General features: G+C 42.7%; 16 protein-coding genes. 12 read left to right on the top strand and 4 right to left on the bottom strand.

Features of this window, described 5'->3' with window-relative positions; genetic code table 11:
* The first annotated feature begins 15 nt into the window (after window positions 1–15).
* The 4 genes from G7092_RS08135 (at window position 16) to ligD (ending at window position 5241) form a co-directional block, all read left to right on the top strand.
* A complete protein-coding gene (locus G7092_RS08135) occupies window positions 16–1617 on the top strand; it encodes a SusD/RagB family nutrient-binding outer membrane lipoprotein (protein ID WP_166088003.1) in 1602 nt (533 codons plus the stop codon).
* Window positions 1618–1974: 357 nt separating this feature from the next.
* Complete coding sequence (gene ku / locus G7092_RS08130; RefSeq protein ID WP_166088001.1) at window positions 1975–2745, top strand: non-homologous end joining protein Ku; 771 nt, start codon at window positions 1975–1977, stop codon at window positions 2743–2745.
* 1 nt (window position 2746) lies between these two features.
* Window positions 2747–3394, top strand: coding sequence for a DNA polymerase ligase N-terminal domain-containing protein (locus G7092_RS08125; protein ID WP_166087999.1), 648 nt, complete (start codon window positions 2747–2749; stop codon window positions 3392–3394).
* 20 nt (window positions 3395–3414) lie between these two features.
* Window positions 3415–5241 carry a DNA ligase D gene (ligD, locus tag G7092_RS08120; protein WP_166087997.1) on the top strand — a complete coding sequence of 609 codons (1827 nt, stop codon included), beginning with the start codon at window positions 3415–3417 and terminating at the stop codon, window positions 5239–5241.
* 44 nt (window positions 5242–5285) lie between these two features.
* Here the strand turns inward: ligD and G7092_RS08115 are convergent, their stop codons facing one another.
* Complete coding sequence (locus G7092_RS08115) at window positions 5286–6209, bottom strand: S1C family serine protease (protein WP_166087995.1); 924 nt, start codon at window positions 6207–6209, stop codon at window positions 5286–5288.
* A 622-nt stretch (window positions 6210–6831) separates the two neighbouring features.
* Between G7092_RS08115 and G7092_RS08110 the strand changes: the two genes are divergently transcribed.
* From G7092_RS08110 to G7092_RS08090, 5 genes are all read left to right on the top strand, one after another.
* The gene (locus G7092_RS08110) at window positions 6832–10101 is read left to right on the top strand and encodes a SusC/RagA family TonB-linked outer membrane protein (protein WP_166087993.1); all 3270 of its coding nucleotides are present in this window, start codon (window positions 6832–6834) and stop codon (window positions 10099–10101) included.
* An 11-nt stretch (window positions 10102–10112) separates the two neighbouring features.
* Complete coding sequence (locus G7092_RS08105; protein ID WP_166087991.1) at window positions 10113–11981, top strand: RagB/SusD family nutrient uptake outer membrane protein; 1869 nt, start codon at window positions 10113–10115, stop codon at window positions 11979–11981.
* A gap of 249 nt (window positions 11982–12230) precedes the next feature.
* Complete coding sequence (locus tag G7092_RS08100; protein ID WP_166087989.1) at window positions 12231–15317, top strand: amidohydrolase family protein; 3087 nt, start codon at window positions 12231–12233, stop codon at window positions 15315–15317.
* Between the two features lie 19 nt (window positions 15318–15336).
* Complete coding sequence (locus tag G7092_RS08095) at window positions 15337–16653, top strand: amidohydrolase family protein (RefSeq protein ID WP_166087987.1); 1317 nt, start codon at window positions 15337–15339, stop codon at window positions 16651–16653.
* 441 nt (window positions 16654–17094) lie between these two features.
* Window positions 17095–17619 carry a C40 family peptidase gene (locus tag G7092_RS08090; protein WP_166087985.1) on the top strand — a complete coding sequence of 175 codons (525 nt, stop codon included), beginning with the start codon at window positions 17095–17097 and terminating at the stop codon, window positions 17617–17619.
* A 91-nt stretch (window positions 17620–17710) separates the two neighbouring features.
* Here the strand turns inward: G7092_RS08090 and G7092_RS08085 are convergent, their stop codons facing one another.
* Window positions 17711–20380, bottom strand: a complete 2670-nt coding sequence (locus G7092_RS08085; protein ID WP_166087983.1) for a DUF7133 domain-containing protein — start codon at window positions 20378–20380, stop codon at window positions 17711–17713.
* 186 nt (window positions 20381–20566) lie between these two features.
* Here G7092_RS08085 and G7092_RS08080 point away from each other — a divergent pair, with 186 nt between their 5' ends.
* Window positions 20567–21709 carry a C1 family peptidase gene (locus tag G7092_RS08080; protein ID WP_166087981.1) on the top strand — a complete coding sequence of 381 codons (1143 nt, stop codon included), beginning with the start codon at window positions 20567–20569 and terminating at the stop codon, window positions 21707–21709.
* Between the two features lie 117 nt (window positions 21710–21826).
* Here G7092_RS08080 and G7092_RS08075 read toward each other — a convergent pair whose 3' ends face one another.
* Window positions 21827–23818, bottom strand: coding sequence for an HRDC domain-containing protein (locus G7092_RS08075; protein ID WP_166087980.1), 1992 nt, complete (start codon window positions 23816–23818; stop codon window positions 21827–21829).
* A gap of 191 nt (window positions 23819–24009) precedes the next feature.
* On the opposite strand from G7092_RS08075, the gene G7092_RS08070 reads away from it, so the two are divergent.
* Window positions 24010–24282: a hypothetical protein gene (locus tag G7092_RS08070; RefSeq protein WP_166087978.1), complete on the top strand. Its 273-nt coding sequence runs from the start codon at window positions 24010–24012 to the stop codon at window positions 24280–24282.
* A complete protein-coding gene (locus G7092_RS08065; RefSeq protein ID WP_166087976.1) occupies window positions 24279–24773 on the top strand; it encodes a helix-hairpin-helix domain-containing protein in 495 nt (164 codons plus the stop codon). Before G7092_RS08070 ends, G7092_RS08065 begins: the two co-directional genes overlap by 4 nt.
* 4 nt (window positions 24774–24777) lie before the next feature.
* Here the strand turns inward: G7092_RS08065 and G7092_RS08060 are convergent, their stop codons facing one another.
* Entirely contained in the window at window positions 24778–26064 is a 1287-nt protein-coding gene (locus G7092_RS08060; protein WP_166087974.1) for a cation:proton antiporter, read from the bottom strand.
* Between the last annotated feature and the right edge of the window lie 8 nt (window positions 26065–26072).

Raw genomic sequence — 26072 nt, 5'->3', positions numbered from 1 at the left:
AAAATTGATCAGAAGATGAAAAAAATATTTATATATAGTGCTGTCTTATTATCGCTTATGGCATCATTCAGCGCCTGTAAGAAAACGATTGATAAGAATTATAACAATCCGGAATTATCAACAAAGCCTATTGTAAGCGGCTTTTTTACCGCGATGTTAAATAGCGACAGAGTTAGACCCGCTTACTGGAACTTGCGTACGTTTTTCTTTCCGCAGATATCGGTTTATGCGCAAACCACCACATTTGATAACGTATCAACAGCCTATAAACACAGAGACGATTATATAGGACAATATTGGTCGGATTTTTACTACCCGTCAGGTAATGGAAGTGGGCCAATGGCTGTATACCGAGCCATGCAGGCATCTTATGCTGCTCTATCCAAATCAGACCAGGCAGATCAACTGGTTTATATGGAGGCCGCTAAAATAGTTTTAGCCGAGCGGGCAGCTAAAATGATTGATATGTGGGGAGACATCCCTTTTACACAGGCAGGTAGCCTGGAAACCACGAGTACTATTAAAAACCCTGTTTTTGATGATAGCAAAACGCTTTATAATTCACTCATCAGTGATCTTAATGAAGCTGCAACTTATTTTGCAGGAGTAAAATTGGCAGGCAATGTACAATCGGCATTTAACAAAGCCGATATTTTGAATAATGGCAGTGTACTTAAATGGCAAGCATATGCCAACTCGGCGCGCTTACGCTTGTTGATGCGTATTTCAAATGTAGATGAAGCCACCGCTAAAGCAGCCGTTACAACCATGTTAAGTAACCCCACAGCATATCCACTTGTTGACGGTGGGAATAACGGTAGTTACAGCCCTTTGAGCTCTGATATCCTTTTACAGCCATTAACAACCACAACTAACAGTACGCTATCTTCTGCTTTAGTTGAGATCGATAGTTATTGGGCTCCCGACTACAAGCTAAATAAGGTGATGTTACCTTCAAACGACCCTAGGATAAGGGTTATGTTTGATAAATATGGTCAAACTGTAAGTGGCAAATTTGTTCCAAACAAAACCTACCGGGCCATGCCAATAAGTTATGGATCAGGCCAGCAGGATACTGCTTTTTTCAAATATTCAATTGTAGATTCGGCAACATTTTTAAATAATATTAAAATGCCGGGTATAGTGATCACCGCTTCTGAAGTTAACTTTTTGAAGGCAGAGGCTTATGAGCGCTGGGGATTGGGCGATGCGTCGGCAGCTTACAATACCGCGTTAAAGCAATCCATCACTTTTTATTATTATCTTAATAGTATAGGTCAGGGTACTGAAGTTGCTCCAACAACTACAGAAATCAATACCTTTTTAGCTAATAGTAACATTAATTATAGCCTGGCAGCTGATCAAACGCATAAGCTGGCTCTGATTTATACTCAGAAATGGCTGCATTTCGGCTTTTTACAATCTGATGAGGCCTGGGCAGAATACAGGAGGACAAAATACCCTGCATTGACATTCCCGGTTGAAACCGCTACTGATTACCAAAATCCTCCAACCAGGCTTTTGTATCCAACGGTTGAAACCGGTTATAATACTAATTATAGCACAGTAAAGGCTAAAGACACCCGTACAACAAAAATATTCTGGGATGTAAAGTAATACAATAGTTGATTAGGGGCGGTTCACCATGGTGGGCGCCTCTTTTTTACTGTTTTTCTATAATAAAGGGGCTGTATCATCAAGCATGATCAGCCTCTTTTTTTTGATTACTCAGATACGTAAGCGATGGATAGTCTTGTGGGGTGGATTGATTAAACTACCAGAAAGTGGGTTTACATGGTTTACATAATTTAGGGTTTACATGGATTTATATAGTTGATAATGAGCTTGTTGGTTATTTTTTTAAAGAAAAAGTGTAAACCCACTTTATAGCCTCTATTATTGAATGATTTTATTTTGATGCAAACCAGGCAAGGCTAATTGGGTTATACTATAAATACGCTTAAATATTTTAGTATGAGGGCAATATGGAGAGGGTCAATCGGTTTTGGACTGGTTAGTATCCCAATTAAATTATATTCCGCCGTGCAAACAAGCTCCCTTGACCTGGATATGCTGGATGGCAGGGATCATTCCCGGATCCGTTACCAGCGGGTTAATGAGCAAACGCATAAAGAGGTGCCGTATGACAAGATCGTTAAAGGCTATAAGCTTAAAGACGAATATGTGATAGTGGAAGAAAGCGACTTTGCCGATGCGGCTCCCGAAAAAAGCAAAGTGATCGAGATAGAGAATTTTGTGGATATGGCTGATGTCGATCCCATGTATTATGAAACATCTTATTATGTCGAACCCGATACCCCTTCTAATAAAGCTTATGCGCTCTTAGTAAAAGCCATGCTCAAATCGGGCAAAGTTGGGTTGGCACGTTTTGTATTGCGCAATACCGAAAGTTTATGCATTGTTCACCCTTCAGATAACGTAATGGTAGTAACCCGTATCCGTTTCGCGCAGGAGATCAGACCTACGGATGATTTAAACATCTCCGATGATGTCGGCGTCACCAAAAAAGAATTGGATGTAGGTTTGGCGTTAATCAAGCAATACACCGAGCACTTTGATATCTCGAAATTTAAAGATGAGTATAATAGTGAACTGCTCAATATTATTAAGGCCAAAGCCAAGGGAAAACGGCCAACCATCAAGAAGCTAAAACCACATAAAACTACCAGCGATGATTTGTATGAGCAACTGATGGAAAGCTTACAGACTAAGAAAGGGGCATAAGATGAGTTTAACAGATTATATCAAAAAACGCGATTTTCAACAGACTTCTGAACCTAAAACGGGTAAAGGTAGTGGTAAAACGCTCTCGTTTGTGGTACAGCGGCACCATGCTACCAGTTTGCATTATGATTTCAGGCTGGAACTGGATGGTACTTTAAAAAGCTGGGCCGTGCCAAAAGGCCCTTCCATGAATCCGGGCGACAAACGCCTGGCTATGATGGTAGAAGATCACCCTATTGATTATCAGCATTTCGAAGGCATCATCCCCAACGGTAATTATGGGGCAGGAGTGGTGCTGATCTGGGATCATGGTACCTATGAGTCACTAGCCGAATCACGGGAAGATGATGTAAAGGTCTTAAGATCAGGCTTAAAAAGCGGCAACCTGAAGTTTAAATTAAATGGCGAAAAGCTGCAGGGTGAATTTGCCCTGGTGAAACTGCACAATGCCGAAAATAATGCCTGGCTGCTGATCAAGCATAACGATGAATTCGCTGTAAAAAAGAAATACAGCAGCGAGGATCTGGTACCTGCCGACATTAAAAAAATGCGGAATAATAAAAGTGGCGAAGCAACCGCGTTACCTGATCTTAAAAATAAAGAGGTCAAAAAAAAAAGTCCAGCTCCCAAAAGCAGGAAAAGCGCATAGTTGAAAAAGCTTATACGCCTATGATGGCTAAATTGGAAACTAAAGTTGTTGACCACAAGGGCTGGATCTATGAGCGTAAACTGGATGGCTACCGGGCCATTGGATACACTGGAAAAGACGCAAAACTGATCTCGCGGAATGGCATTGATTTTAGCGCAAAGTATGACAAAGTAATAGATGAACTAAAACTGATTAACCAGGATGCCATATTGGATGGAGAATTGGTGATTGAGGATAAAAAAGGCCAAAGCCGTTTTCAGGATATTCAGCATTATGAGGGTGATAGCGCCAACTTGATCCTTAAATATTATGTATTTGATCTCTTGAATCTGAAAGAACATGATCTGCGTGGCCTGGAACTGGTAAAACGCAAGAAATTATTACAAACGCTGATAGAACCCTTGAATAGCAAAACGATAATTTACAATACCCATATGGAAGGCAATGGGGGCGATCTGTTTAAGAAAGCACAGTCGTTGGGTTGGGAGGGGATTATCGGAAAAGATGAAGAAAGTACCTATCACAGCGGAAAACGATCAGATAGGTGGTTGAAATTTAAAGCTCGAAACTCACAGGAAGCTATTATATGCGGTTATACTGCGCCGTCGGGATCGAGAAAGTATTTTGGCGCTTTGGTATTGGGTATTCGTGAAGGCTCCAATATCCGGTACATTGGCAATTGTGGAACAGGTTTTAATGATATCGGCTTAAAAGAATTGTATGAAAAATTGCGTCCGTTAGAAATGGATGAGAAGCCTTTCAAGGAAAAAGCCCATCAAATTACTAAAGTAACCTGGCTGAGACCCGAATTGGTTTGCGAGGTTTGGTATGCTGAGTGGACAGCAGATGGTCATTTAAGGCAAGCAGTTTTTAAAGGATTGCGCACAGATAAAGATATGGAGAACGTAATTATGGAAACACCTGAAAAACAAATGGCCGACGAAGAAACTATTGCATTTGGTCGTACGAAGCTGAAAGTTACCCACCTGAATAAAATTTTCTGGAAACAGGAGGGAATAACCAAAGGCGAGTTGATCAGGTACTATCAGCACATGGCCGACTGGATTGTGCCCTATTTAAAAGATAAGCCCATATCTATGCGCCGTCAACCCAATGGTATTGAAGATGCTGGATTTTTTCAGAAGGATGTGGATGTGGAGCATTTGCCCGCCTGGATAAAAACAGAACCGCTGCACTCCGAAAGCAATGATAAAGATATCAACTACATTATCGGGAAGGATGCCGCTACTTTGCTGTATATGGTAAATCTGGGTTGTATTGAAATTAATCCCTGGTTAAGTTCCTACAAAAAACCGGATAATCCGGAGTTTGTGGTGATCGACCTTGATCCGCACGATGTGCCGTTTACTGAAGCGGTAGAAGCCGCTTTAAAAACCAAAGAGATCTTTGACCGCATGCATCTGGATGTTTTTATCAAAACATCCGGTTCAAAGGGCCTGCATATTTATTGCTACCTTGGGGCAAAATATGATTACGATTTTGTAAAAATGTTTGCCGAGTATACCGCCAACCTCATCCACCAGAAACTACCGGATACAACTAGTGTGGAAAGAAGTCCGGCTAAAAGAAAAAACAAGATCTATATAGATTTTCTACAGAACAGACGCGGCCAAACGGTAGCCTGCCCATATTCTGTACGACCCAAGCCGGGCGCAACGGTTTCAGCACCCTTGCATTGGCATGAGGTGAATGATGAGCTTCAACTATCCAATTATACGATTTATAACATGCCAGATAGGGTAAAAAAGATCCAGGATCCATGGAAAAATTTGACAAGCAAACCCGGTGATCTGAAAAAAGCGCTTGGGTTGATAAAGGGGAAATAGCCTGTGGGTCGGTGTTATCACCGACCACAGGCTAAGATACCCAATCAGTTTTTTTGAACAGGCGTAACCCGAAACTCGGTTTTATAATTGTTTCGCAGTATACCGATAAATTGAAATTGACCTATTTTTTCTTCAGATAACAACTTAAAAAGAGCATCGGAGCTTTCAATAGCTATGTCATTAAAGGAGAATAAAATATCCCCACTTTGGATTCCGGCTTTATCTGCAGGACTTCCTTTGGCCACATCAGAAATAAACAGGGCCTGTTTATTAGCAACTTCGGCTATTGTCCGTAATTTAGGTACAATATCTATTTGCTGCAACACCAAACCCAGGTATGCTCTTCTCACTTTTCCAAAACGGATTAGCTGACTGGCGATATCTTTTGCTGTATTAATGCTGATGGCAAAACATAATCCCTGTGCTCCGCTTATAGTGGCCGTGTTTACACCAATGACTTCACCATCAGTATTGATGAGCGGGCCACCGGAGTTTCCCGGATTTAAAGCCGCGTCTGTCTGGATCATACTGTCCATCAATCGCCCGTTTTGACTTTGAAGTGTTCGGCCAAGGGCGCTAACAACACCCGCTGTTACCGTATGTTGAAAGCCTAAGGGGTTTCCAATAGCTATTACCAATTGTCCTATAGCCAGGGATTCGGAATCGCCCATGTGAACTGGTATAAAATCTGAAGCAGATATTTTTAGTATAGCCAAATCGGTATCCTGATCCTGACCAACCAGGGTAGCTGCATGTGTATGGCCATCATGCATCTTAACTTTAATAATCTCTGCCTGTTGTACCACATGGCTGTTAGTAAAAAGATATCCGTCTGAAGAAAACAAGAAGCCAGATCCAGAGCCAACGGGCTGTTCTTTTCCTTTTTGTTGTTTAAAAAGTTCAATTTTGACCACTGCCGTTTTAACTTTCTCTACGGCATTAATAATGGTCGAAGAATACTGATCCATATAAATCCTTTCAAACAGGTGTAATCAATAAATGAACCCTTTAAAAAACACTGTAATAATTTCCGTATTCACGGTAAGCCGATTAAAGAAACATGCTGTTTTGTCATTAATTAGCTTTAAATGAACCAATCAGCGGTTTATCTCGTCTTTGTTTTAAGGAGAATATTTTCCATGAGTTATTAATATTCTTATACGGTGTACAACTTATTTAAATATTATTATATTAGCTCTGCCAATTAAAGAAGTGTTATTAGGACAATTATTGTTCTGCAGAACCTATTGATAATTAAACATTTACCTGATAATTCCTGGTTGATAAAGTGCGCTTATCAACTTTTTATCAGAAACAGCCGATAGTACACAGCTCCCTCTTACTCCACCCCTGAGTATCAGGGCGTGATATTATTTGCCCTTGCCCAGGCACCCCGGTATCGGGTATCGCCTATATCAGCCTTTTTATTGAATTAACCAATTAGTAAAAAATAAACTAAAGCAATTGCCTATGAGAAAAATGAGCTAAAACGATTATGTAATGTCAGAGGGAGTATTATTACTGATCTCCTCCTGAAAAGTATCTGTACATCTTATTACACGCATTAATTATTAACTAATTAAAAAAGCTATGAAACACAATTTGGATAGGAATTATCCCCTGCAAAAAGTTTGTAAAACTATTCTGTGTCAATTATTAATAGTTCTGATATGGGCACCGTTTTCCTATGCGGATGTTACTAATACCCGGAAAATACCGGTCAAAACGATATATGGGCGAAAAAATAACATAAATGCTCCTGTGAAAATCTCCGGTAATGTAAGCGATCAGGCCACGGGTGAAAAATTGATCGGCGTATCGGTCATGGTCAAAGGCACCAATAACGGTACGGTGACCGATGTTAATGGACGTTTTACTATTACCGCCCCTGATGATGGAGTTTTGGTAATTACTTACATTGGCTATAACACTTTGGAGATGCCGGTTAATGGAAAAAATGCCATTAGTATTAAATTGCAGGCCTCATCAAAAGGACTCAACGAGGTGGTGGTGGTAGGTTATGGTGTCCAAAAAAAGGTAACCGTAACCGGATCTGTGGCTTCTGTTAAGGGAACCGATCTGGAAAAATCACCCACAGTAAACTTATCAAATACATTAGCCGGGCGTTTACCCGGGGTTACAGCGGTACAATCCAGTGGCGAGCCGGGTTATGATGGTTCTGCCATTCATATTCGCGGGACAAACAGCCTGGGTAACAGTGATGCTCTTGTAGTTATTGATGGTGTACCAGACAGAGCCGGAGGTTTAGAGCGGTTAAACCCGGCCGATGTGGAAAGCATATCAGTTTTAAAAGATGCTTCGGCGGCGATTTATGGTTCAAGGGCGGCAAATGGGGTTATTCTGATCACCACTAAACATGGTAAATCAGGAAAAACACAGCTATCATATGATTTTAACCAAGGTTGGGCGCAGGCTACCGTGATACCCAAAATGGCGAATGCCGCTGAATATGCCACCATGAATAATGAAATTACCTTATATAACAGCGACATCCCGGTAGCCGATTGGGGGACAGCCTGGGCGGCTTTTAACACAACAGGGCATTACACGCTTCAAAACGGAAAAGTGATCAATGCGGCTTTCCAGCCTGCCGATATACAAAAATATCGGGATGGTTCAGATCCGCTTGGTCACCCCAATACCGATTGGTTTAAAACTACCCTAAAAACATGGTCGCCTCAAAGTCGTCATAATCTGCAGTTAACCGGGGGGGGAGACAACTTCAAATTCTTAACGTCGCTGGGTTATACCACTCAGGATGGCTATTACAAAAACTCCGCTACGGGTTACAAACAATATGACTTCCGCATAAACCTAGATGCCCGGGTAAATAAGTATATCAATACGAGTGTTGGCGTAACAGCGCGGGAGGAGGCCAGAAACTTTCCGACACAAAGCGCGGGATCGATTTTCCGGATGTTGATGCGTGGCAAACCTACAGAACAAGAGGTTTGGCCCAACGGTTTACCAGGTCCGGATATCGAAAACGGTCAGAACCCCATTGTAATTACCACCAACAAAACAGGATATGACAGGGATAGGAGAGACTATTTTCAAACCAACGGAAAAGTGGAAATACAGGTTCCCGGAGTAGAAGGTTTAAAGTTAACCGGTACAGCTTCTATTGATAAGTACATCAAACGCGAAAAGGTATGGTCGACACCCTGGACGTTGTATTACTGGGATCATAAATCCTATGAAGCGGACGGTAAAACTCCTGTACTTACACCTAGTGTACGCTCTACCTTTACCGATCCGCGCTTGTCGCAAAGTGATGAAAATAAGCTGAATGTTTTATTAGGAGGCTTTATCAATTACGATCGCACTTTCAGCGATCATACCATTAACCTGATGGCAGCCGTAACGCGTGAAACCATTAGTGATGATTATTTTAGCGCCTATCGCCGTTACTTTCTATCGCCCGATGTTGATCAGTTATTTGCTGGTGGCGATGCGGAAAAGGATAACTCTGGTGGTGCTTATGACCGTGCCCGGTTAAGTTATTTTGGCAGAGCCGCCTACAACTATAAGCAGAAATACCTGGCCGAATTTTTATGGCGCTATGACGGATCATATATCTTCCCCGAAGCACATCGTTTTGGATTCTTTCCGGGCTTTTTGTTAGGCTATAACATATCTCAGGAAGATTTCTGGAAAAACAACGTTAAGGCAGTCAATTACCTAAAAATACGGGCCTCCTATGGACAAATGGGAGCAGAGCCATACTACAATAATACACTACAGGAAAATCAATACTTATCAACTTACGGTTTTGGGAGCTATATATTTAATGATCAGGTAACCAAATCATTATACGAGCTGCGGGTGCCTAACCCCAATTTTACCTGGGAAGTAGCCAATAATTATGATATTGGTTTGGAGGGTGAGTTGTTGGAAGGCCGTATTAATTTTGAATTGGATTACTTCTATAATAAACGAACCAATATACTTTGGGCTCGCCAGGGTTCAACACCGGCCAGTACGGGGATAAGTAATCTTTTACCTCCTGAAAATATAGGTAAGGTTAATAATAAAGGTTATGAGTTTAAAATAGGGTATAAGGGGAAGATTGGTGAACTCAAGTATAATGTGAGTATCAACGGTGGATATGCCAAAAATAAGATCATCTACCAGGATGAAGCTCCGGGAGTTCTTCCTTACCAGCGTCAAACAGGAATGCCTATTGGATCGCCGCTTTTATATGTTGTCGACGGGGTATTTAAAGACCAGGCCGAAATTAATGCCAATAAGTTAGATTACAGCGAAATGACCCCGCAGCTTAAGCCCGGCGATCTGAAATTTAAGGATATTAATGGCGATGGTAAAATTAATGGTGACGACCGTAAAAGGCTGGATATGGGCTTAACGCCCAAATTTACCGGTGGTTTTGCTATTAACCTGCAATACAAAATGTTTGATCTGTCTATACTATTCCAGGGAGCAACGGGAGGGTACCTGCCAGTTGATACAGAATCGGGAGATATAGGTAATTATCTGCAATATACCTATGATCACCAATGGACAGTTGACAAACCAAGCAGTGTTGATCCGCGCATTGCTAACCGGGGTGATGCCTGGTATTCTTTGGGTAACAAGGCCAATACCTATTTCTACAGAAGCACCAACTATATCCGTTTAAAGAATGTGGAGCTGGGTTATAATCTTCCTGGTCAGATAGCTCAAAAAATTGGGATGAGCAATTTAAGGGTGTATGTAAGTGGTCTAAACCTCATCACCTGGGATAAATTACATATATGGGATCCTGAATCACTTTCTGGCAACGGACAGTATTATCCGCAGTCAAGAATTTTAAATACTGGTGTCAGAGTAACCTTTTAATAACGAAAACCATGAAAAATTTAATCAAACATACTTTAACTGTGTTAATTGTTTCGGGCGCGTTACTTACTTCCTGTAAGAAAGACTTTTTAAACACCAAGCCCTTAACAGAAGTGCCCTCCGAAGATACCTGGAAAGATGGTGCTCTTTCCGCCGCTTTTGTAAACGAAATTTATAATGGCTTAGGCAATGGTGGTTTTGATGAGCAGGAGCTGGCTTCCCTATCAGACGAAGCCGTATTTACCCATCCCGGAAGAGGTATAAATATCATTAATGAAGGTACTGTTGGGCCAAGCAATATTGGCTGGACAAACAATACTTACGAATGGGGTAGCATGTATAACCGCATCAGAACATGTAATGTAGCATTGCAGAATCTCGTTAAGTCCACCATTGATCAATCGCTTAAAGAGCGCCTGCAGGGAGAGGCCCATTTTTTACGGGCCTACTATTATCAGCAGTTGGTGCGTTACTATGGCGGTGTGCCCCTTATTACCAAAGTATATCAATTGGGTGAAGCCGATTACTCTGTAGCCAGAAACAACTACGACGATTGTATTAAGTTTATCACTGCCGATTGTGATAGTGCTGTTACGCTGTTAACCGGTAAAACGATGGACAAAGGCCGAACATCCGTACCAGTCGCCCTGGCTTTAAAATCAAGGGTATTGTTATATGCCGCGAGTGATCTGCATGATATTCCAACTGCCAAAGCCAAATCTGCCGTAATCAGCGCCTACGGACATCCAGAGCTTCTTGGTTATATAAGTGGCGACAGGACTGCTCGTTGGCAGGCTGCAAAAGACGCTGCCAAAGCGGTTTTAGACGCCGCAGGCACAGGCTATAAACTCAATCTGTCTTCACCAGCCTCGTTTGATGATGCCAAAACTAACTATATCTCTATCGCTATGGGCGGTGGCAGTAAAGCCACATTTGTTGACGCAACAGCTTCAAGCGAACTTATTTTTGCCCGGTATTTTGTTGCGGGTAAAGATGAAGGCGGCGAAAATGTAGGCTTAAATAATGGCCCAAATGGCTATCATAACTGGGCAGGTAATACGCCAGTTGAGAATTTAGTGAGCGATTATGAAAATATTGATGGTACTAAATTCGACTGGAATAACCCGGCAAATAAAGCTGCGCCTTATAAAAACAGGGATCCGCGGTTCTATGCTTCCATATTATATGATGGTGCCGGATGGAAACCCCGCGATAAGATATCTGGTAACGTTGATCCGGCAAATCAAATTCAAACCGGGAGTTATCAGGTTGGTTCAGGAACATTGGCTGGCTTAGATACCCGTCAAAGCAGCATCGAAAACTGGAACGGCAGCTGGACTGGTTACTACGTACGCAAGTTTATCGATATCGATCCGAACGTAGTTGATAATAACACCAAACAGTTTATTCCATGGCCATTTTTCCGTTACACCGAGGCGGTATTTAACTATGCTGAAGCTTGTATCGAGCTAGGACAGGACGCTGAAGCCCGGACCTGGCTCAACAAGATCCGTTTCCGCGCAGGAATGCCAGCTCTTACAGAATCGGGCGACGCTTTGAGACAACGCTACCGCAATGAGCGAAGGGTAGAAATGGTTTATGAAGAACAGCGTTACCATGATGCACGCCGCTGGATGATAGCGCCCGCTACCCTGGGGCAAAAATTGATCTTTATAACCGTAACAGGTACCTTAAAGCCAGGCCAAACGGCTCCATCACCATACAGACATGATGAAACTATTTATAATTATACCTATACGCCAGGTATTGATAATAGCATCGAAAACAGGCAATGGCTCGATAAGATGTACTTTTTACCTATCAACCTAACTGAGGTAAATAAGAATCTTAAATTGATTCAAAACCCAGGTTATAATTAAAAATTAATAAGGTTATTTTAATAAAAGAATCTGCTCAGAAGGCTTTGCTGTTATAAACAGCAAAGCCTTCATTTTTATACGATGAAATTGATTCTTATTTATTAGCGCGTGCAGAATAGGGCCTCAATTTATTAAAGTTCCTATTTATAAGGATTAATATCCTAGATTGGTGTAACAAACCCATGAATAATTAAAATATTTATTCTTTTTCTGAGCTTAATTGATAAATTTAGAGGTAAGTCAATACATATGAAAAAAACAATACTTTTTTGCTTTCTCTTTTTTGCTCTTAAAATTTCCAATGCTCAGGAAACCTTCCCGGTTAACGGTGCATGGGATATCCGTCCGGGGCAATACGCGTTTACCAATGGCACCATAATAACCAGCGCAGATCAAACCATAAGCGGCGGCACACTATTGGTGAAAGACAGGATAATTGAAGCCGTTGGCAAGGATATCCCTATCCCTAAAGGCTATACCGTAGTGAACCTGGAGGGGAAATTTATTTATCCCGGTCTTATTGACGCATACACCACCTACGGTATACCAGAACAACCAAGGCAGGCATTTGGAGCTGGTGGTTTCGGGAGGGTCATTGTCCCCGTATCTACCAAACCGGGGGCTTATGGCTGGAATGAATCCATCAAACCCGAGATGAATGCCAAAACGGTATTTCATGGTGATGCAGCAAAGAGCGAAGAGCTGAAGAAAAACGGCTTTAGCATCGTACAATCATTGATACATGATGGCATCGCCCGCGGAACTTCTGTTGTAGTAAGCTTAGCCGATGAGCGCGATAACCTAGTGATGCTGAACGATCAGGCCGCCGCGCATTATTCTTTCAGTAAAGGCACTGCTGCAACCAACTATCCATCATCATTAATGGGTAGCATAGCCCTGCTCCGTCAAACCTATTACGATGCGCAGTGGTATAAAACACAAAAAGCAGAGTATAATATCTCGCTTGATGAATTTAACCGTACCCAAAACCTGCCCCAGATTTTTGAGGTAAGTGACCCGCAAAGTATTTTACGGGCCGATAAAATAGCCAAAGAGTTTGGCCGCCATTATATTTACAAAACCGATGGATTGGAGTATCGTCGCGTAGCTGCTATCAAAGCTACAGGCAGTGAATTTATCATTCCCGTGAATTTCCCCGAGCCTTATGATGTGGAGGATCCTATAGATGCCCGGACCGTTAAATATGAGCAATTGAAAAACTGGGAGCTGGCACCAACCAATCCCGGGGTTCTGGAAAAAGCAGGTGTGAAATTCGCCATAACATCATACGGACTAACCAATGCCCGTGATTTTTGGACAAACATCAGAACCGCCATCACTTCCGGATTGAGTGAAAAACAAGCCCTGAACTCATTGACAACCGTACCAGCAGAAATGCTTGGTGTGTCCGACAAAGTAGGTACCTTAAGCAAAGGTAAACTGGCCAGCTTTATTATTACTTCGGGCGAGCTGTTCAAACCAGATAACATTATTTATGAGACCTGGACAGAAGGGCGCCAGTATGTGGTAAGTAAAATGAACGTTGCCGATCTGCGCGGGAATTACCAGGTTAACGGAACGGGCTTTGCCAATACTACCTTAACTATCAGCGGTACGCCTGGTGTGTACGAAGCGAGTGTTAAACGTTCTGGCACGGATAGCACCCGTACCCGGGGAACTATTACACGGACCGGCGATCGCGTAAGCGTTTATTTTGACTATAAGAAGAATCCCGAAGGTATCATCCGTTTATCCGGATATATCGCTTCTGTTTCACCGATAACATTAAAAGGTGATGCCATATTTCCGGATGGCTCATTAAGTAAATGGACTGCAACGTTCAGTAGCGCTGCGCCTGTATCAAAATCTTCACAGGATACCCCTAAACCTAATGCAAGCGTTGGGCCTGTCATTTATCCGTTTACCGCGTTTGGTAATACCGAAATACCCAAGGCCGAAACTGTGTTGTTAAAAAACGGTACCGTATGGACAAATGAAAAAGACGGTATATTAAAAAACACCGACGTTTTATTGGAAAACGGCAAGATAAAGGCGGTAGGCAAAAATCTTTCATCGGCTGGGGCAAAAGTAATAGACGCCACAGGTAAGCACATATCGGCAGGCATTGTTGATGAGCACTCACATATCGCGGCAACCGGGGGCATTAACGAAGGTACACAGTCGGTTACTTCAGAGGTTCGCATAGCCGATGTTATTGACGCGGAAGATATCAATCTGTACCGTCAATTGGCCGGTGGGGTAACCACATCGCATATATTGCATGGTTCGGCCAATGCTATTGGCGGTCAAACACAACTGATCAAACACCGCTGGGGTATGCTGCCCGAGGAGATCAAGGTTGCGGGCAGCGACGGCTTTATCAAATTTGCCCTAGGCGAAAACGTAAAAGGAAGTAATAATGGGCCTGTTGCCAATAATTCGGCCCTGCGATTTCCGCAAACACGCATGGGGGTTGAAGAGGTATATATAGATGCCTTTACACGTGCCAAAGAATACAAAGCGGCTCGTGTAGCAAAGGGAAGCACCACCCGCAGGGATTTGGAGCTGGACGCCCTGGTGGAGATACTGGATAACAAACGCTTTATCACCTGCCACTCTTATGTACAATCAGAGATCAATATGTTGATGCATGTGGCTGACTCGATGGGTTTCCATATCAATACTTTCACCCATATACTGGAAGGCTATAAAGTGGCTGATAAAATGAAAGCGCACAATATTGCTGGTTCTACCTTCTCGGATTGGTGGGCATACAAAAGTGAAGTGGCCGAAGCCATCCCATACAACGGCAAGCTGATGCATGAAGTAGGTTTGGTAACCGGCTTTAACTCCGATGATGCGGAAATGGCCCGCCGTCTGAACCAGGAAGCCGGGAAAGCCGTGACCTACGGACACATGAGCGAGGAGGATGCTTTAAAGCTGGTAACCTTAAACCCGGCGAAAATGATGCACGTAGATAACCGGATAGGTAGTATTAAGCCGGGTAAGGACGCCGATATTGTTTTATGGTCGGCTGATCCCTTGTCTGTTTATGCTGTTGCCGAGAAAACCTTTGTTGATGGTGTACTGTACTGGGACATTGAAAAGGATGCTGAAAAACAAAAAGCCATAGCCAGGGATGAAGCCCGTATCATTCAAAAAATGCTAGAAGCCAAAAACAAAGGCGCTGCTACACAAAGACCAACCGCAACCCGCCGCCGACTTTATGAATGCGAAAGCGTAGAAGAAGACAATTTTGTAGTAGCCGATGATTATACAGACATGGAGCGGGCCAAACAGGCTGCACGCGAAGCAAGAGATCGTAACGAGCAATAATTTCCCATTTAAAATCAACATGAAAAAAACTATATTAAGTTTAGGAGGATTATTGCTTGGCATTTCCTTCTCATACGGGCAGGCAAACATATCACCTGCCAAACCACAAGTAAAACCGGTAGTGATTACAGGTGCAACTATACATATTGGCAATGGACAGGTAATTAATAACGGTTACATTACTTTTGTAAAAGGTAAGATCACCGGTGTTGGAGAAGGTGCCGCGCCAAGCGTAACCGATGCCGACGTGATTGATGCCACAGGCAAACAGGTGTACCCAGGGTTTATAGCCCCAATGACCACATTAGGTTTAATTGAAATAGAAGAAGGTGCCCGCGGTACGGTTGACGATACAGAAACAGGTGACCTTAATCCGCACGTACGTTCATTAGTGGCTTATAATGCCGATTCTAAAGTTATTCCTACGGTACGCTCCAATGGTATTTTATTGGCCCAACCTACGCCAAACGGCGGGATAATTTCAGGAGAATCATCCGTGGTGCAATTAGATGCCTGGAATTGGGAGGATGCGGCTTATAAAAAAGATATGGCTATTCATTTAAACTGGCCTGTGGTTGCCAGTGGTCGCGAAAGGAGGGGGGCAGCGTTGCCAGTACCCGGAGTTGTACAGGAAACACCGACCCAGCGTGCCCAGAAAAAGGTAGATGAAATCACCAGCCTGTTTGAGCAGGCCAAGGCTTATGCAGAAATTGCTAAGCCCGCGGTAACCAATATCCGCTTTGAGGCTATGCGCGGTTTATTTAATGGTACCAAAAAGCTGTTCATCATTGCTGATAATGCCAAAGAAATAGGGCAGGCAGTTGCATTTTCAAAACGCTTGGGCATTTCTGCTGTGATTGTGGGCGGTAAAGAATCATACTTGGTTACCGACCTGCTCAGAGACAATAATGTACCGGTAATTATCCGCGAAACCCAGGCCTTGCCTGATAGGGATGAAGATGATGTTTACCTGCCTTACAAATTACCCAAGTTGCTGCAGGATGGTGGCGTGCTTTATGGCTTAACCGGTACAGGTTTCTGGCGCCAGCGTAATTTACCTTTTGAAGCAGGGCAGGCAGTAGGCTATGGCTTAACCAAAGAGCAAGCTTTATCTATGATCACCCTGAACAATGCCAAAATATTAGGTATCGATAAAACCACAGGTACTTTGGAAACCGGAAAGGACGCCAATCTTTTTATATCCAAAGGCGATGCCCTGGATATGATAGGCCTTGATGTGGAAACCGCTTTTATACAAGGCCGTAACATCAACCTGGATAATCTCCACAAACAACTTTACAAAAAGTTTAGCGACAAATATGGCTTAAAGCTATAAAAGTGGGTTTACATGGGTTTACATTTTTTATGATTTTAATGTATTTAATTAATTGATTTACAATTATTTATACGTGTTTTGTTGCGATAAAGTGGGTTTACATGTAAACCCACTTTATTTGCGTAAAAGGGTCAGGGCCATGTGCGATTCCTTCCCTCGGGAAGGGGAAGGAAGTGGTTTATGGAACAGGGTAGTCATCGCGCGTAGAAACCCCTCTCCGCCATTACACCAGCCCATCACACCCCTCCCGAGGGAGGGACTTAAAAATCTTTTGCTTTTATGTCCCCTCAGGGTCTCCCGGAGGGGGCCCTGAGGTTAACGCAGGCAAATCTCTCCGAGAAATCCGACAAAAACCCCAAATAATGTTAACAAATTGTTTAAAAAAACTTGTTCATTCTTTTAATTGCCTATTAGTTTAATTTTATAAATTGCCCGGGCAATATGAGTAAATACTTGATCCTTCTTCTTTTTATAGGCCTTACCACATCGCTGTTCTCCAAAACGCATGTGCGCAGATTTAAATTAGCTCATAAAATAAAGCATGTAAATGTCAGTTTATCAACGGATAGCGTTTCGGCGGATACGCTTTTGCATTTTGCACAATCTCTCTTAGGTACTCGCTATCGTTCCAGATGTTCTGATCCTTTGGTAGGGTTTGACTGTTCGGGATTTGTGAGTTACGTTTTCAAGAAGTTTAACTTTAATGTACCCCGTTCCTCATGCGAGTTTATTAGTGTGGGTACAAAAGTACGATTAGAGGATGCCCGGCCTGGTGATATTATCCTGTTTACAGGTACCAAAAAACATACCCGCCGAATTGGGCATGTGGGTATTGTATACTGCAATTCCAGCGACGAGTTTAAATTTATCCACTCTACATCGGGCAAAGAACATGGCGTTACCATATCCAACATGGACGAAAGGTATAAACGTCGCTTTGTACAGGTTATCCGCTTGTTAATTTAACAAATTATACACCCAATTTGATATAAAAAAAGCTTCTTTGATAATCAAAGAAGCTTTTTTTACGACGATTTTTCGTCCGTTTAACAAATAATTAATTCTTCTGTTGGGAAAGAAAGGTAATGAGCGAAGCGAATTCCTCGTATGATAGTGCGTTGGCCAAACCTACTGGCATCATGGATGTTTTCAATTCCTTGCGACTGATCACATCAGCAGCTTTGATGGTGAAAACATTACCCGTTATATCCCGCATCACTATTTTTTGGGCCGATTCCTCGGTAATAAAACCCATATAGTTTTTGTTTCCTTTTGCAGATATCACAACGGTGGCAAAACCCTGCGAAATTGACGCGCTTGGTTTAAGAATCGACTCGGCAATTTGTTGCCTTGTCATAATGGAACCGATTTGTCCCATAAACGGACCTTTCAGCTTTTCGCCTCTGGTGAGGCTATGACAAGCGATGCAGCCTTGACGCGCAAAAAGGGCTTTTCCTTTTAAAGGATCTCCTTTTATTTTAGCGATCATGATCATGACATCTTCGATAGAAGTTTTTCCGATCTGGCCTTTCTTGTTGGTAATCTTGGCCAGGTCAATCTTAACTTCTTTCGTGGCGGCAGCTTTTTCTTCACCGCCAAACGCTGTAATCCCCATTTGATGACGGGCATTTAAATTGGCGAAAAACTGTTTCCCGGCAGGGCTCGATTTTGTCCACTGAGCTTTTAAAAATTGCTCAATCCGCGGAGAGCCATCCCAGGTTACCCCTTTGTAAATTGGTCCGTGCGAATCGGGTCTTGTACCCCACCACCAGGAAGCATCATAATCGGCTTCTTTTTTATAAAGGCGGGATAGGGTTACCAATATCTGTTTTTTAGTTTTATCATCCTTCACTCTGGCATAGGCTTTAATTAAGCCATCAACGGCCTTAGCATCATACATATATCTTAAGGCCCATAAAGCCAGGGTTGAGTTTGGAGTGCCGATCGCGCTAACACAAGCATCTACGGCGTTCATGCCCACCAATGCCCTTACCGCCAGGTGCGGCAGTATAATAGGCGAGTTCGGTTTGGCATGAGGGCCTTCTTCATTTTTGGCTGGCGCCACAAAAGAAGCCGGAACCGGTGTTGCCAATAAGGCCTGCGCCGCGGCTATCCTGCCCAGGCGGTTCAGCCCTATAATAGCCGCTGCATGAACCCGTTCGGATGGATCTTTCAATCCGGCTAAAAATGGTTCAATGGGCACGTTTTGAATACCGGCTTTTCTGTCGGCCAATGCCCTTAAAGCAAATTCTCGTAAATCTTTATCCTTCGTAAGCAGTACTAATGCCGGTATTCCATTTTCGCGGGTTGCCTGGGCGTAAGTGTAAACACCAGCTACGCGAGTGTATAGTGGCAGGCTTGCATCATTTGCAATTTCGAGCGATAGTTTACCTGCTTCTGGTCTGTTCAGAAGCTCCTGAGATGCGTTTAGCCGGGCCACTGCGCTTGCTGATTTCAATAAGTTTGCCAGATCGCTTGCCGAAGCCGCTTTAAGATCAGGGAAAGCTTTGTAGGTCCAGTTATTGGGTACAGCTCTTACCACATAGCCTTTAGCTGCATCGCCGGAATAGCCAGCGCCATCCCATGCAGATAGATAGAGCCTTCCGGATCCATCTACATCTAAATCGGTAATTTGCGGTAACTGGATAAATTCTTCTTCTTTTTGCTGAAAGCTGGCGCCATCGGGTTTTAAACGGTTAATATAAAGCTCGCTTCTTCCCCAGTCGGCTGTCATAGGTACATGATTGTATTTTTCGGGCCAGGTGGGCTCGTCCATAAATAAGGAACCTGTGCCTGATCCGCCGCCTAAATCAACCAGGGCGGGCAAGATCTCATCGGTAAAGTGCTGAAACAATACAGGGTAGCCGTATTCGCCGGATTGGATGTGATGAGAAAAACGAATGTTCCATCCTCCACCGTCATTGGTATTATCCCGGGTGAAAACGTTCATATAGGGGTCGATAGCAACATCGTAGATATTTCGTGTTCCATGAGTGTATATCTCCATTTCGGTTCCATCGGGCCGTACCCTAACAATACCGCCACCCAGCATGGTTAGCTTTTTACCACTGCGATCTATAGCATCATGAAACCCAAAATCGCCCACTGCAATATATATCCAGCCATCAATACCCATGCGTATGCCATTGGTAGCATGGTCTGTACCCCGTTCGGCCAGCATATGGGCGTTACTGATATGCTCAATAAGCGGTTTTGGCGGCCCGTCGGCAATACCGTCATGATCTTTGTCGGTAAAAACTTCCAGGTTCATCCCGGTTGCCTTACCAGTTTCTTTTGAAAAAACGGTGTGCATTACAAAAACCTGATCGCCCATAACCAGGATACCGCGAGGGTCGTCAACCTCGGCAAATTCTGTATGCTTGTCTATCTTGCCGTCATTGTCACTGTCTACCAACCGGATGATTTTTCCTTTCCCGGGAGTTTTACCCAGGGATCCTATCATATCTACACCAACATATACCTCGCCTGTTGGCGCTGTTGCTATACAGGCCGGACTTGGTGTAAGATCAGGGCCGGCAAACCTGGTAATGGTTAATCCATCAGGCCCACGTGTGGTATCTTTTTGCCCGACATTTGATGCCTGGTTTCGATTTAGCAAAGCATACTTACTTTGCGGATGATTTTCTTGTAAAAAAGAACCTGCGAAATATCGAAGTATACCTAAAAAAACTACGACAAAAAGCAGGTTAAAAGAAAGTTTTAGCATAAGGTTAAAATTTAGGAAATAATTGGTGCTGTTAAATCGATAAATTTATGTGTTTCATTTAATGATAGGTACATTTATTTTACCTAATTTATTATAGGTGTTTTGTTTTTAAATGATAGGATAAGTGATTTTTAGTTTTTTTATAATTGAATTGTTTGATACATTTATTCTTTTACTAAAAAGAACATGAAACAAATAGCTTCAATTTTGGTACTTTCTGCCGTGTCCTTTGGGGCATTTGCGCAAGAACCCAATACTAAACTTAATCTGGCTACACCAAAGCCCGAGTTTACAATTATTAAAAACAACCAGGCAACGGCGGTTAAAAATCAGGGTAACTCCGGAACCTGCTGGTGTTTTGCCACTACGTCGCTTGTAGAAAGTGAAATGCTTGCTAAGAAGGAAAAAGACCCAGACCTTTCTGAAGTTTACACGGTGTATAATTTATATATAGATAAAGCCGAAAAATACATTCGCAGGCGCGGTAATACCCGATTTACCGAAGGTGGTATACAACAGGATGTGATGTTTGCTGCTGATAATTTTGGTTCTATGCCGCAGGAAATTTATCCAGGTGTGGGGCGCGATACGGTATTAAACCACGACGGGCAAATGGAAACTAAATTAAAAGCCTATCTGGATGATTTGTTAAAAAACAACCCCGATACCATTCCAGCATCCTGGAAAGTTAACTATAAATCAATTTTAAACAGCTACCTGGGAGCACCACCAGAAACTTTTAGCTATAATGGAAAAACCTATACTCCAAAATCGTACGCGGCAGAATTTGTTCCGCTTAAACTTTCGGGCTATATAGGGTTAACATCTTTCCAGCATCATCCTTATAATACCACTTTTGCTATCGAGGTTCCTGATAATTATAACAGCAACATGTTTTATAATTTACCGCTTGATGAGTTTATAAAAAGCGTTAAAGAGGCTATACTGCAAGGTTATACAGTTGCCTGGGATGCAGATGTGAGCAACAAAGGCTTCCAGATGAAAAAAGGGTTTGCCAAATGGGTTGATAAGGATGACGAGTCAAAAGATTTTGCAACTTTTACAGAGAAAACTCCAACGGCCGAAATTCGCCAGGATTTGTTTGACAGACAGGTTACCCAGGATGATCACCTGATGCAAATAACCGGTCTTGCCAAAGACAGCAAAGGCAACGAGTACTTTATAGTGAAAAATTCATGGGGTAAAGGAGCAAGCCCTTTTGCTGGGTATTTATATGTGAGCATGCCTTATTTTGCCATAAATACCATATCGGTAGTTGTAAACAAAAAAGCCATACCTGCGTCGCTGATAGCAAATACTGGCGGTTGATAATTTATTACTGAAAATAATTGTAAAGAGGCCGTCTCGAAAGTTCGAGACGGCCTCTTTTTTGTCATAGGTAAGAACATATCAAATTATTTCTTTTGGGGAAATCCGTTCGGGGGCTTAAAATAAGCTTACCTGTTCTGTTCCGGGACTTTGTAATTCATGTTGATAGGTACGGATCAAACTGATCAGGTCCGGTCCATATTGCGTCGCCTTTTGCACACCGATTCCTTTGATGGTGCTCAGCGCTTTAAGCGTATCGGGTAGTTTTTCGGCTATGGCCAACATGGTCTTCTCAGAAAGCACCATATTGGGCATAATGCTTTCTTTTATTGCCATTTTTTCTCGCCACTCCAACATTTGTTCGTATAGTTTTTCATTGGGTGGGGCGTTCAGTGCCTTCAGGTAGGAGCGGTCATGGGTTTTAGCTTTGTCTTTGGTTCTGTCCAGATAAGAGGCTGTTGTAAACGGAATTTGCGCAAAATATTCCATCAGCCGTATCCGGTTCATCAACCAAACAATAAGCTGGTCTGCCTTTTTGGCTAATTCTTTTGATTGCCCTATCAACTCTGGTAATTGTTGATACAGGCTTTCGGTAGCGGCAGTTAGTTTTTCGAGAAAATAAGCAGCGGCTTGTACGCTTCGTTCTACATTGAGCTGTTTGGCAAATTTAGCAGCTATGCTGATAATGTCTTTCTCCAGGTCAGGAAGCAGTGTTTCGAAACCTTTGAGCCTGGTTTGCAGCGCACTGAAATTAAATAATTCACCGAGTAAATACTTTTCATATAGCAATTGGTCGCGCTGAAGTGTGTTAACATCGGGTGTGATTAAAACGGCCTGCTCGTTAAAGCGGATGACTGCCGGGTCGCCGATAATATTATGGGCGCCGATAGGATTACGTAAAACCATACCTGATAAAGTACGGCAACGGCTCAGCGCCACATAGGCCTGTCCCGAGGCAAAAGCCTCGCTCACATCAATAATAGCTTTATCAAAAGTTAAGCCCTGACTTTTATGAATAGTAATAGCCCATGCCAGTTTTAACGGGATCTGTGCAAAACTGCCGGCATTACTTTCATTGATAGCCTCACCATCCATTTGATATTTAACATTCGTCCATTCCGCGGCTTCCACCTCAATTTCTTTATCGTTCAGGTTACATTGAACAAATACGGTATTACCCTCTATGCGGCTAACAGTACTGATCTTGCCATTATAATATAGTTTTTCGGCCGAGCCATCATTTTTTACAAACATCACCTGCGCGCCGATTTTGAGTTTGAGTTTGGTTTCGGTGGGATAGGCATCCTTAGGAAAATCACCACGTATGGTGGCTGCAAATTCAAATTCCTGCCCGTGTAAAGCTTCCAGAAATTCTGTATTTACCTGCTGGGCTATATTGTTGTGTGTGGTGAGCGTAATGTAAGGGTCATCGGCGGTTGGTCTGAATTCGGGTATGTAGCGGGCATTCAATAACCTTAAACTTTCCTCGCTGATCTGCTGGTTGCGCACTTCATTCAGGATATCAACGAAGGCCTGTTCTTTTTGACGGTAGATGTGGTTCAGTTCTATGCGGACATAAGATGCCTTTTGCATGGCCAGCGCACTAAAAAAATAAGGAGTGGCATAATGACGGCTTAATAATACCCATTCTTCGTCACGGATGATGGGGCTTAGTTGCGAAAGATCCCCGATCAATAATAGTTGTACACCACCGAAAGGATGAGAAGATTCTTTAATATTCCGTAATATCAGGTCAATCTGATCCAATACATCGGGCCGCACCATACTAATTTCGTCAATAATCAACAGTTCCAGATTATCCAGTAGTTCCTTCTTTTCCTGGCTATAGTGAGTGTCTGGCCGGTCATTCCCACCGGGTAAAAGCGGCCCAAATGGCAATTGAAATAAGGAATGGATTGTCATGCCACCCGCATTAATAGCTGCAACGCCGGTAGGAGCCGCTACGGCCAGTTTCTTTTTCGAGGTATGCTTTAAGTTTTGCAGGAAAGTGGTTTTTCCTGTACCTGCCTTACCTGTAAGGAAAACAACCGTATTGGTTGATTCCAGGTAATCGGCGGCCAGTTGCATCGCGGGATTAAGTTCACTCATTCGTTTACAATAATAGCATTATCCATAGAATTCATCCTAAATGAAAAGAGCTTTCAAGGAGAAAGGTTTTTAAATAGGAGGTTAAAGATGTTGGCTTTAGTTTTTGGCATATTAAATCACGGGCTGTAAAGTTAATACTAAAAATATTAGTATTTTATTTATCTTTGGAAAAAAATTATAACCCTTAAAAAATGACTACGCATAGCTATCTGACCAGGGAGGCTAAAGCTTTTGTAAAGCGAATCAATGGCCCCGATGAAATCATAAGGGTAGTGCCCGGCCATCTGCCCGGCAAAGTAATTCAATGTTATCAGTTATACACTGCTTTTGAAGAAAAGCCTGATAACCTGGGCTGCATTTTATTTGATGAAAAGGGATACTGGATTTATGATGGCGACCTATTATCTGTCGGAGAGCAGGAACAACTGGCTAATTTTATCATCAATTATGTAGAAAGGCTATGAAAAAGAAGATTAATTATAGATTGACCTTAGCGGAAAAGCAAATATTGAAAGCTAAAAAAGTAAGCCAAAAATTATTGCAGGACTACGCCCCGGATGAGATTGCCACCCTGTTGGAGGCCTCTGTTCAACGGGCCCGGGAATTAAACGCGCTTGCGGAATTTCAAAGTATACCATTGCTGGGTATTAATTTTGCAGAAGAGCTCATCAGCCAGGGATACTACAAGCTGGAGCAACTCAAAGGAAGGTCAGCAGTAGAGCTTTTTAATGCTTTTGAACAGCACTGCGGTACCTGGGCCGATCCTTGCGTGGAGGATTCCTATCGTTTGCTGATACATTATATTGAAAATCGCGACGACAGTAAACGCTGGTGGGATTTTACCGCCGAACGCAAGGCTTATCGCGAAAAATACGGATTTCCCGCAAACCGCCCTCAAAAGCCCTGGTACCAAAGCGGAAAGTATTCCCAAATGAATAACAAACAAATTGATTAAGGCGCTAACGTAAGGGGAGATAATCCGGAGTAATTGATTCTGTAGCTGGTTTTAAATTTTGTTCCTTTAAAAAGTAGTATTTCATAATGGGGCCTGATATAATCATGGTTACTATGGTCATCACTACCAAACCTTCAAATACGGGCTCGTTGATTATTTTTGCCTGTAAAGCTAACAAGCCCAAAACAATTTCCTGTGAACCACGGGCATTCATCCCGAAAGCAACGGCTATTGATTCATTTTTGCTCATCCCGCTCAGTATACTGCCTATCCCTGCACCTACAAGCTTTGCAAGGCATGCTATGACTAGGATAATGGTTACAACTTCAAGGTTGAAATTGGCAATAAAGTTGAGCCTTAAGCCAACTGAAGCAAAAAATAAGGGCGCAAGCACATTGATAGTAAACTGATGAAGCACATGTTTATGTTTTTCGGTAAAGTATTCGGAGTCGTTGATTCCTACGCCAACTAAAAAAGCACCAAAAACACCACGTACGCCAAGTCCTTCTGTAATACAGGCGCTAATGAGGCATAAGCAAACGGCAACCGTGAGTACCCTGCCAGGTTTATTTTTTTTACCAGCAAATGCCAGTAGTTTATGCATTAGCCAGCGCCCTGCAGTGAGCATAAAAATGGCATAAACTATAACGGTACTTACCTTCCAGAAAGAAGCATCCTGTTTACCGGCATTCATGAGCTGGATGATCACCGAAAACAGTATCCAGCCTAAAAAATCATCAACCATAGCGGCGGTAAGTACAATGTTGCCAATGCGGGTATTCAGGATATCCAGGTCAAGCAATATTTTGGTTATAACAGAAAGGGCAGTAATGGATAACGCCGTACCAAAAAAAAGCGACGTTACCAGCTGGTTGTTAAAGCCATTGGCGAAATGACTTTGGTAAAGAAACCAAACCGAGCCAAAGCCTATAGCAAATGGAAAAAGGATGCCGGTAAGACTTATGCTGATAGCCTGCTTACCATTTTGACGGATCTGTTTCAGATCTACCTCAAAGCCGGCAATGAACATCAGCAGAATGATACCAATATTGGCTATCCCGTCAAATGCCTCAAAGGAGTGAGGTGCGGTAAGGAAAATACCTTTAAACAGATCCGGAAAATATAATCCCAAAAGGGTAGGTCCTACAATGATACCTGCAAAAATTTCGCCTATGATGGCCGGTAATTTATACCTGCGGCAAAGCTCCCCCAGCAAACGCGCCGGAATAAGAATAATTAAAAGTATAAGCAAAAAATGTACGATCTCTGCCGAACTGAGTTTGGAAATCATGATGGGTA

The sequence above is a fragment of the Mucilaginibacter inviolabilis genome (assembly GCF_011089895.1).
GTDB classification, from domain to species: domain Bacteria; phylum Bacteroidota; class Bacteroidia; order Sphingobacteriales; family Sphingobacteriaceae; genus Mucilaginibacter; species Mucilaginibacter inviolabilis.
This window is presented reverse-complemented; position numbering and strand designations above follow the sequence as displayed.

Coding starts and splice junctions, on each gene's coding strand:
- G7092_RS08135 (WP_166088003.1), top strand. CDS start 16: ATGAAAAAAATATTTATATATAGTGCTGTCTTATTATCGCTTATGGCA.
- G7092_RS08060 (WP_166087974.1), bottom strand. CDS start 26,064: ATGATTTCCAAACTCAGTTCGGCAGAGATCGTACATTTTTTGCTTATA.
- ku (WP_166088001.1), top strand. CDS start 1,975: ATGAGGGCAATATGGAGAGGGTCAATCGGTTTTGGACTGGTTAGTATC.
- G7092_RS08105 (WP_166087991.1), top strand. CDS start 10,113: ATGAAAAATTTAATCAAACATACTTTAACTGTGTTAATTGTTTCGGGC.
- G7092_RS08085 (WP_166087983.1), bottom strand. CDS start 20,380: ATGCTAAAACTTTCTTTTAACCTGCTTTTTGTCGTAGTTTTTTTAGGT.
- G7092_RS08115 (WP_166087995.1), bottom strand. CDS start 6,209: ATGGATCAGTATTCTTCGACCATTATTAATGCCGTAGAGAAAGTTAAA.
- ligD (WP_166087997.1), top strand. CDS start 3,415: ATGATGGCTAAATTGGAAACTAAAGTTGTTGACCACAAGGGCTGGATC.
- G7092_RS08110 (WP_166087993.1), top strand. CDS start 6,832: ATGAAACACAATTTGGATAGGAATTATCCCCTGCAAAAAGTTTGTAAA.
- G7092_RS08075 (WP_166087980.1), bottom strand. CDS start 23,818: ATGAGTGAACTTAATCCCGCGATGCAACTGGCCGCCGATTACCTGGAA.
- G7092_RS08125 (WP_166087999.1), top strand. CDS start 2,747: ATGAGTTTAACAGATTATATCAAAAAACGCGATTTTCAACAGACTTCT.
- G7092_RS08100 (WP_166087989.1), top strand. CDS start 12,231: ATGAAAAAAACAATACTTTTTTGCTTTCTCTTTTTTGCTCTTAAAATT.
- G7092_RS08095 (WP_166087987.1), top strand. CDS start 15,337: ATGAAAAAAACTATATTAAGTTTAGGAGGATTATTGCTTGGCATTTCC.
- G7092_RS08090 (WP_166087985.1), top strand. CDS start 17,095: ATGAGTAAATACTTGATCCTTCTTCTTTTTATAGGCCTTACCACATCG.
- G7092_RS08065 (WP_166087976.1), top strand. CDS start 24,279: ATGAAAAAGAAGATTAATTATAGATTGACCTTAGCGGAAAAGCAAATA.
- G7092_RS08070 (WP_166087978.1), top strand. CDS start 24,010: ATGACTACGCATAGCTATCTGACCAGGGAGGCTAAAGCTTTTGTAAAG.
- G7092_RS08080 (WP_166087981.1), top strand. CDS start 20,567: ATGAAACAAATAGCTTCAATTTTGGTACTTTCTGCCGTGTCCTTTGGG.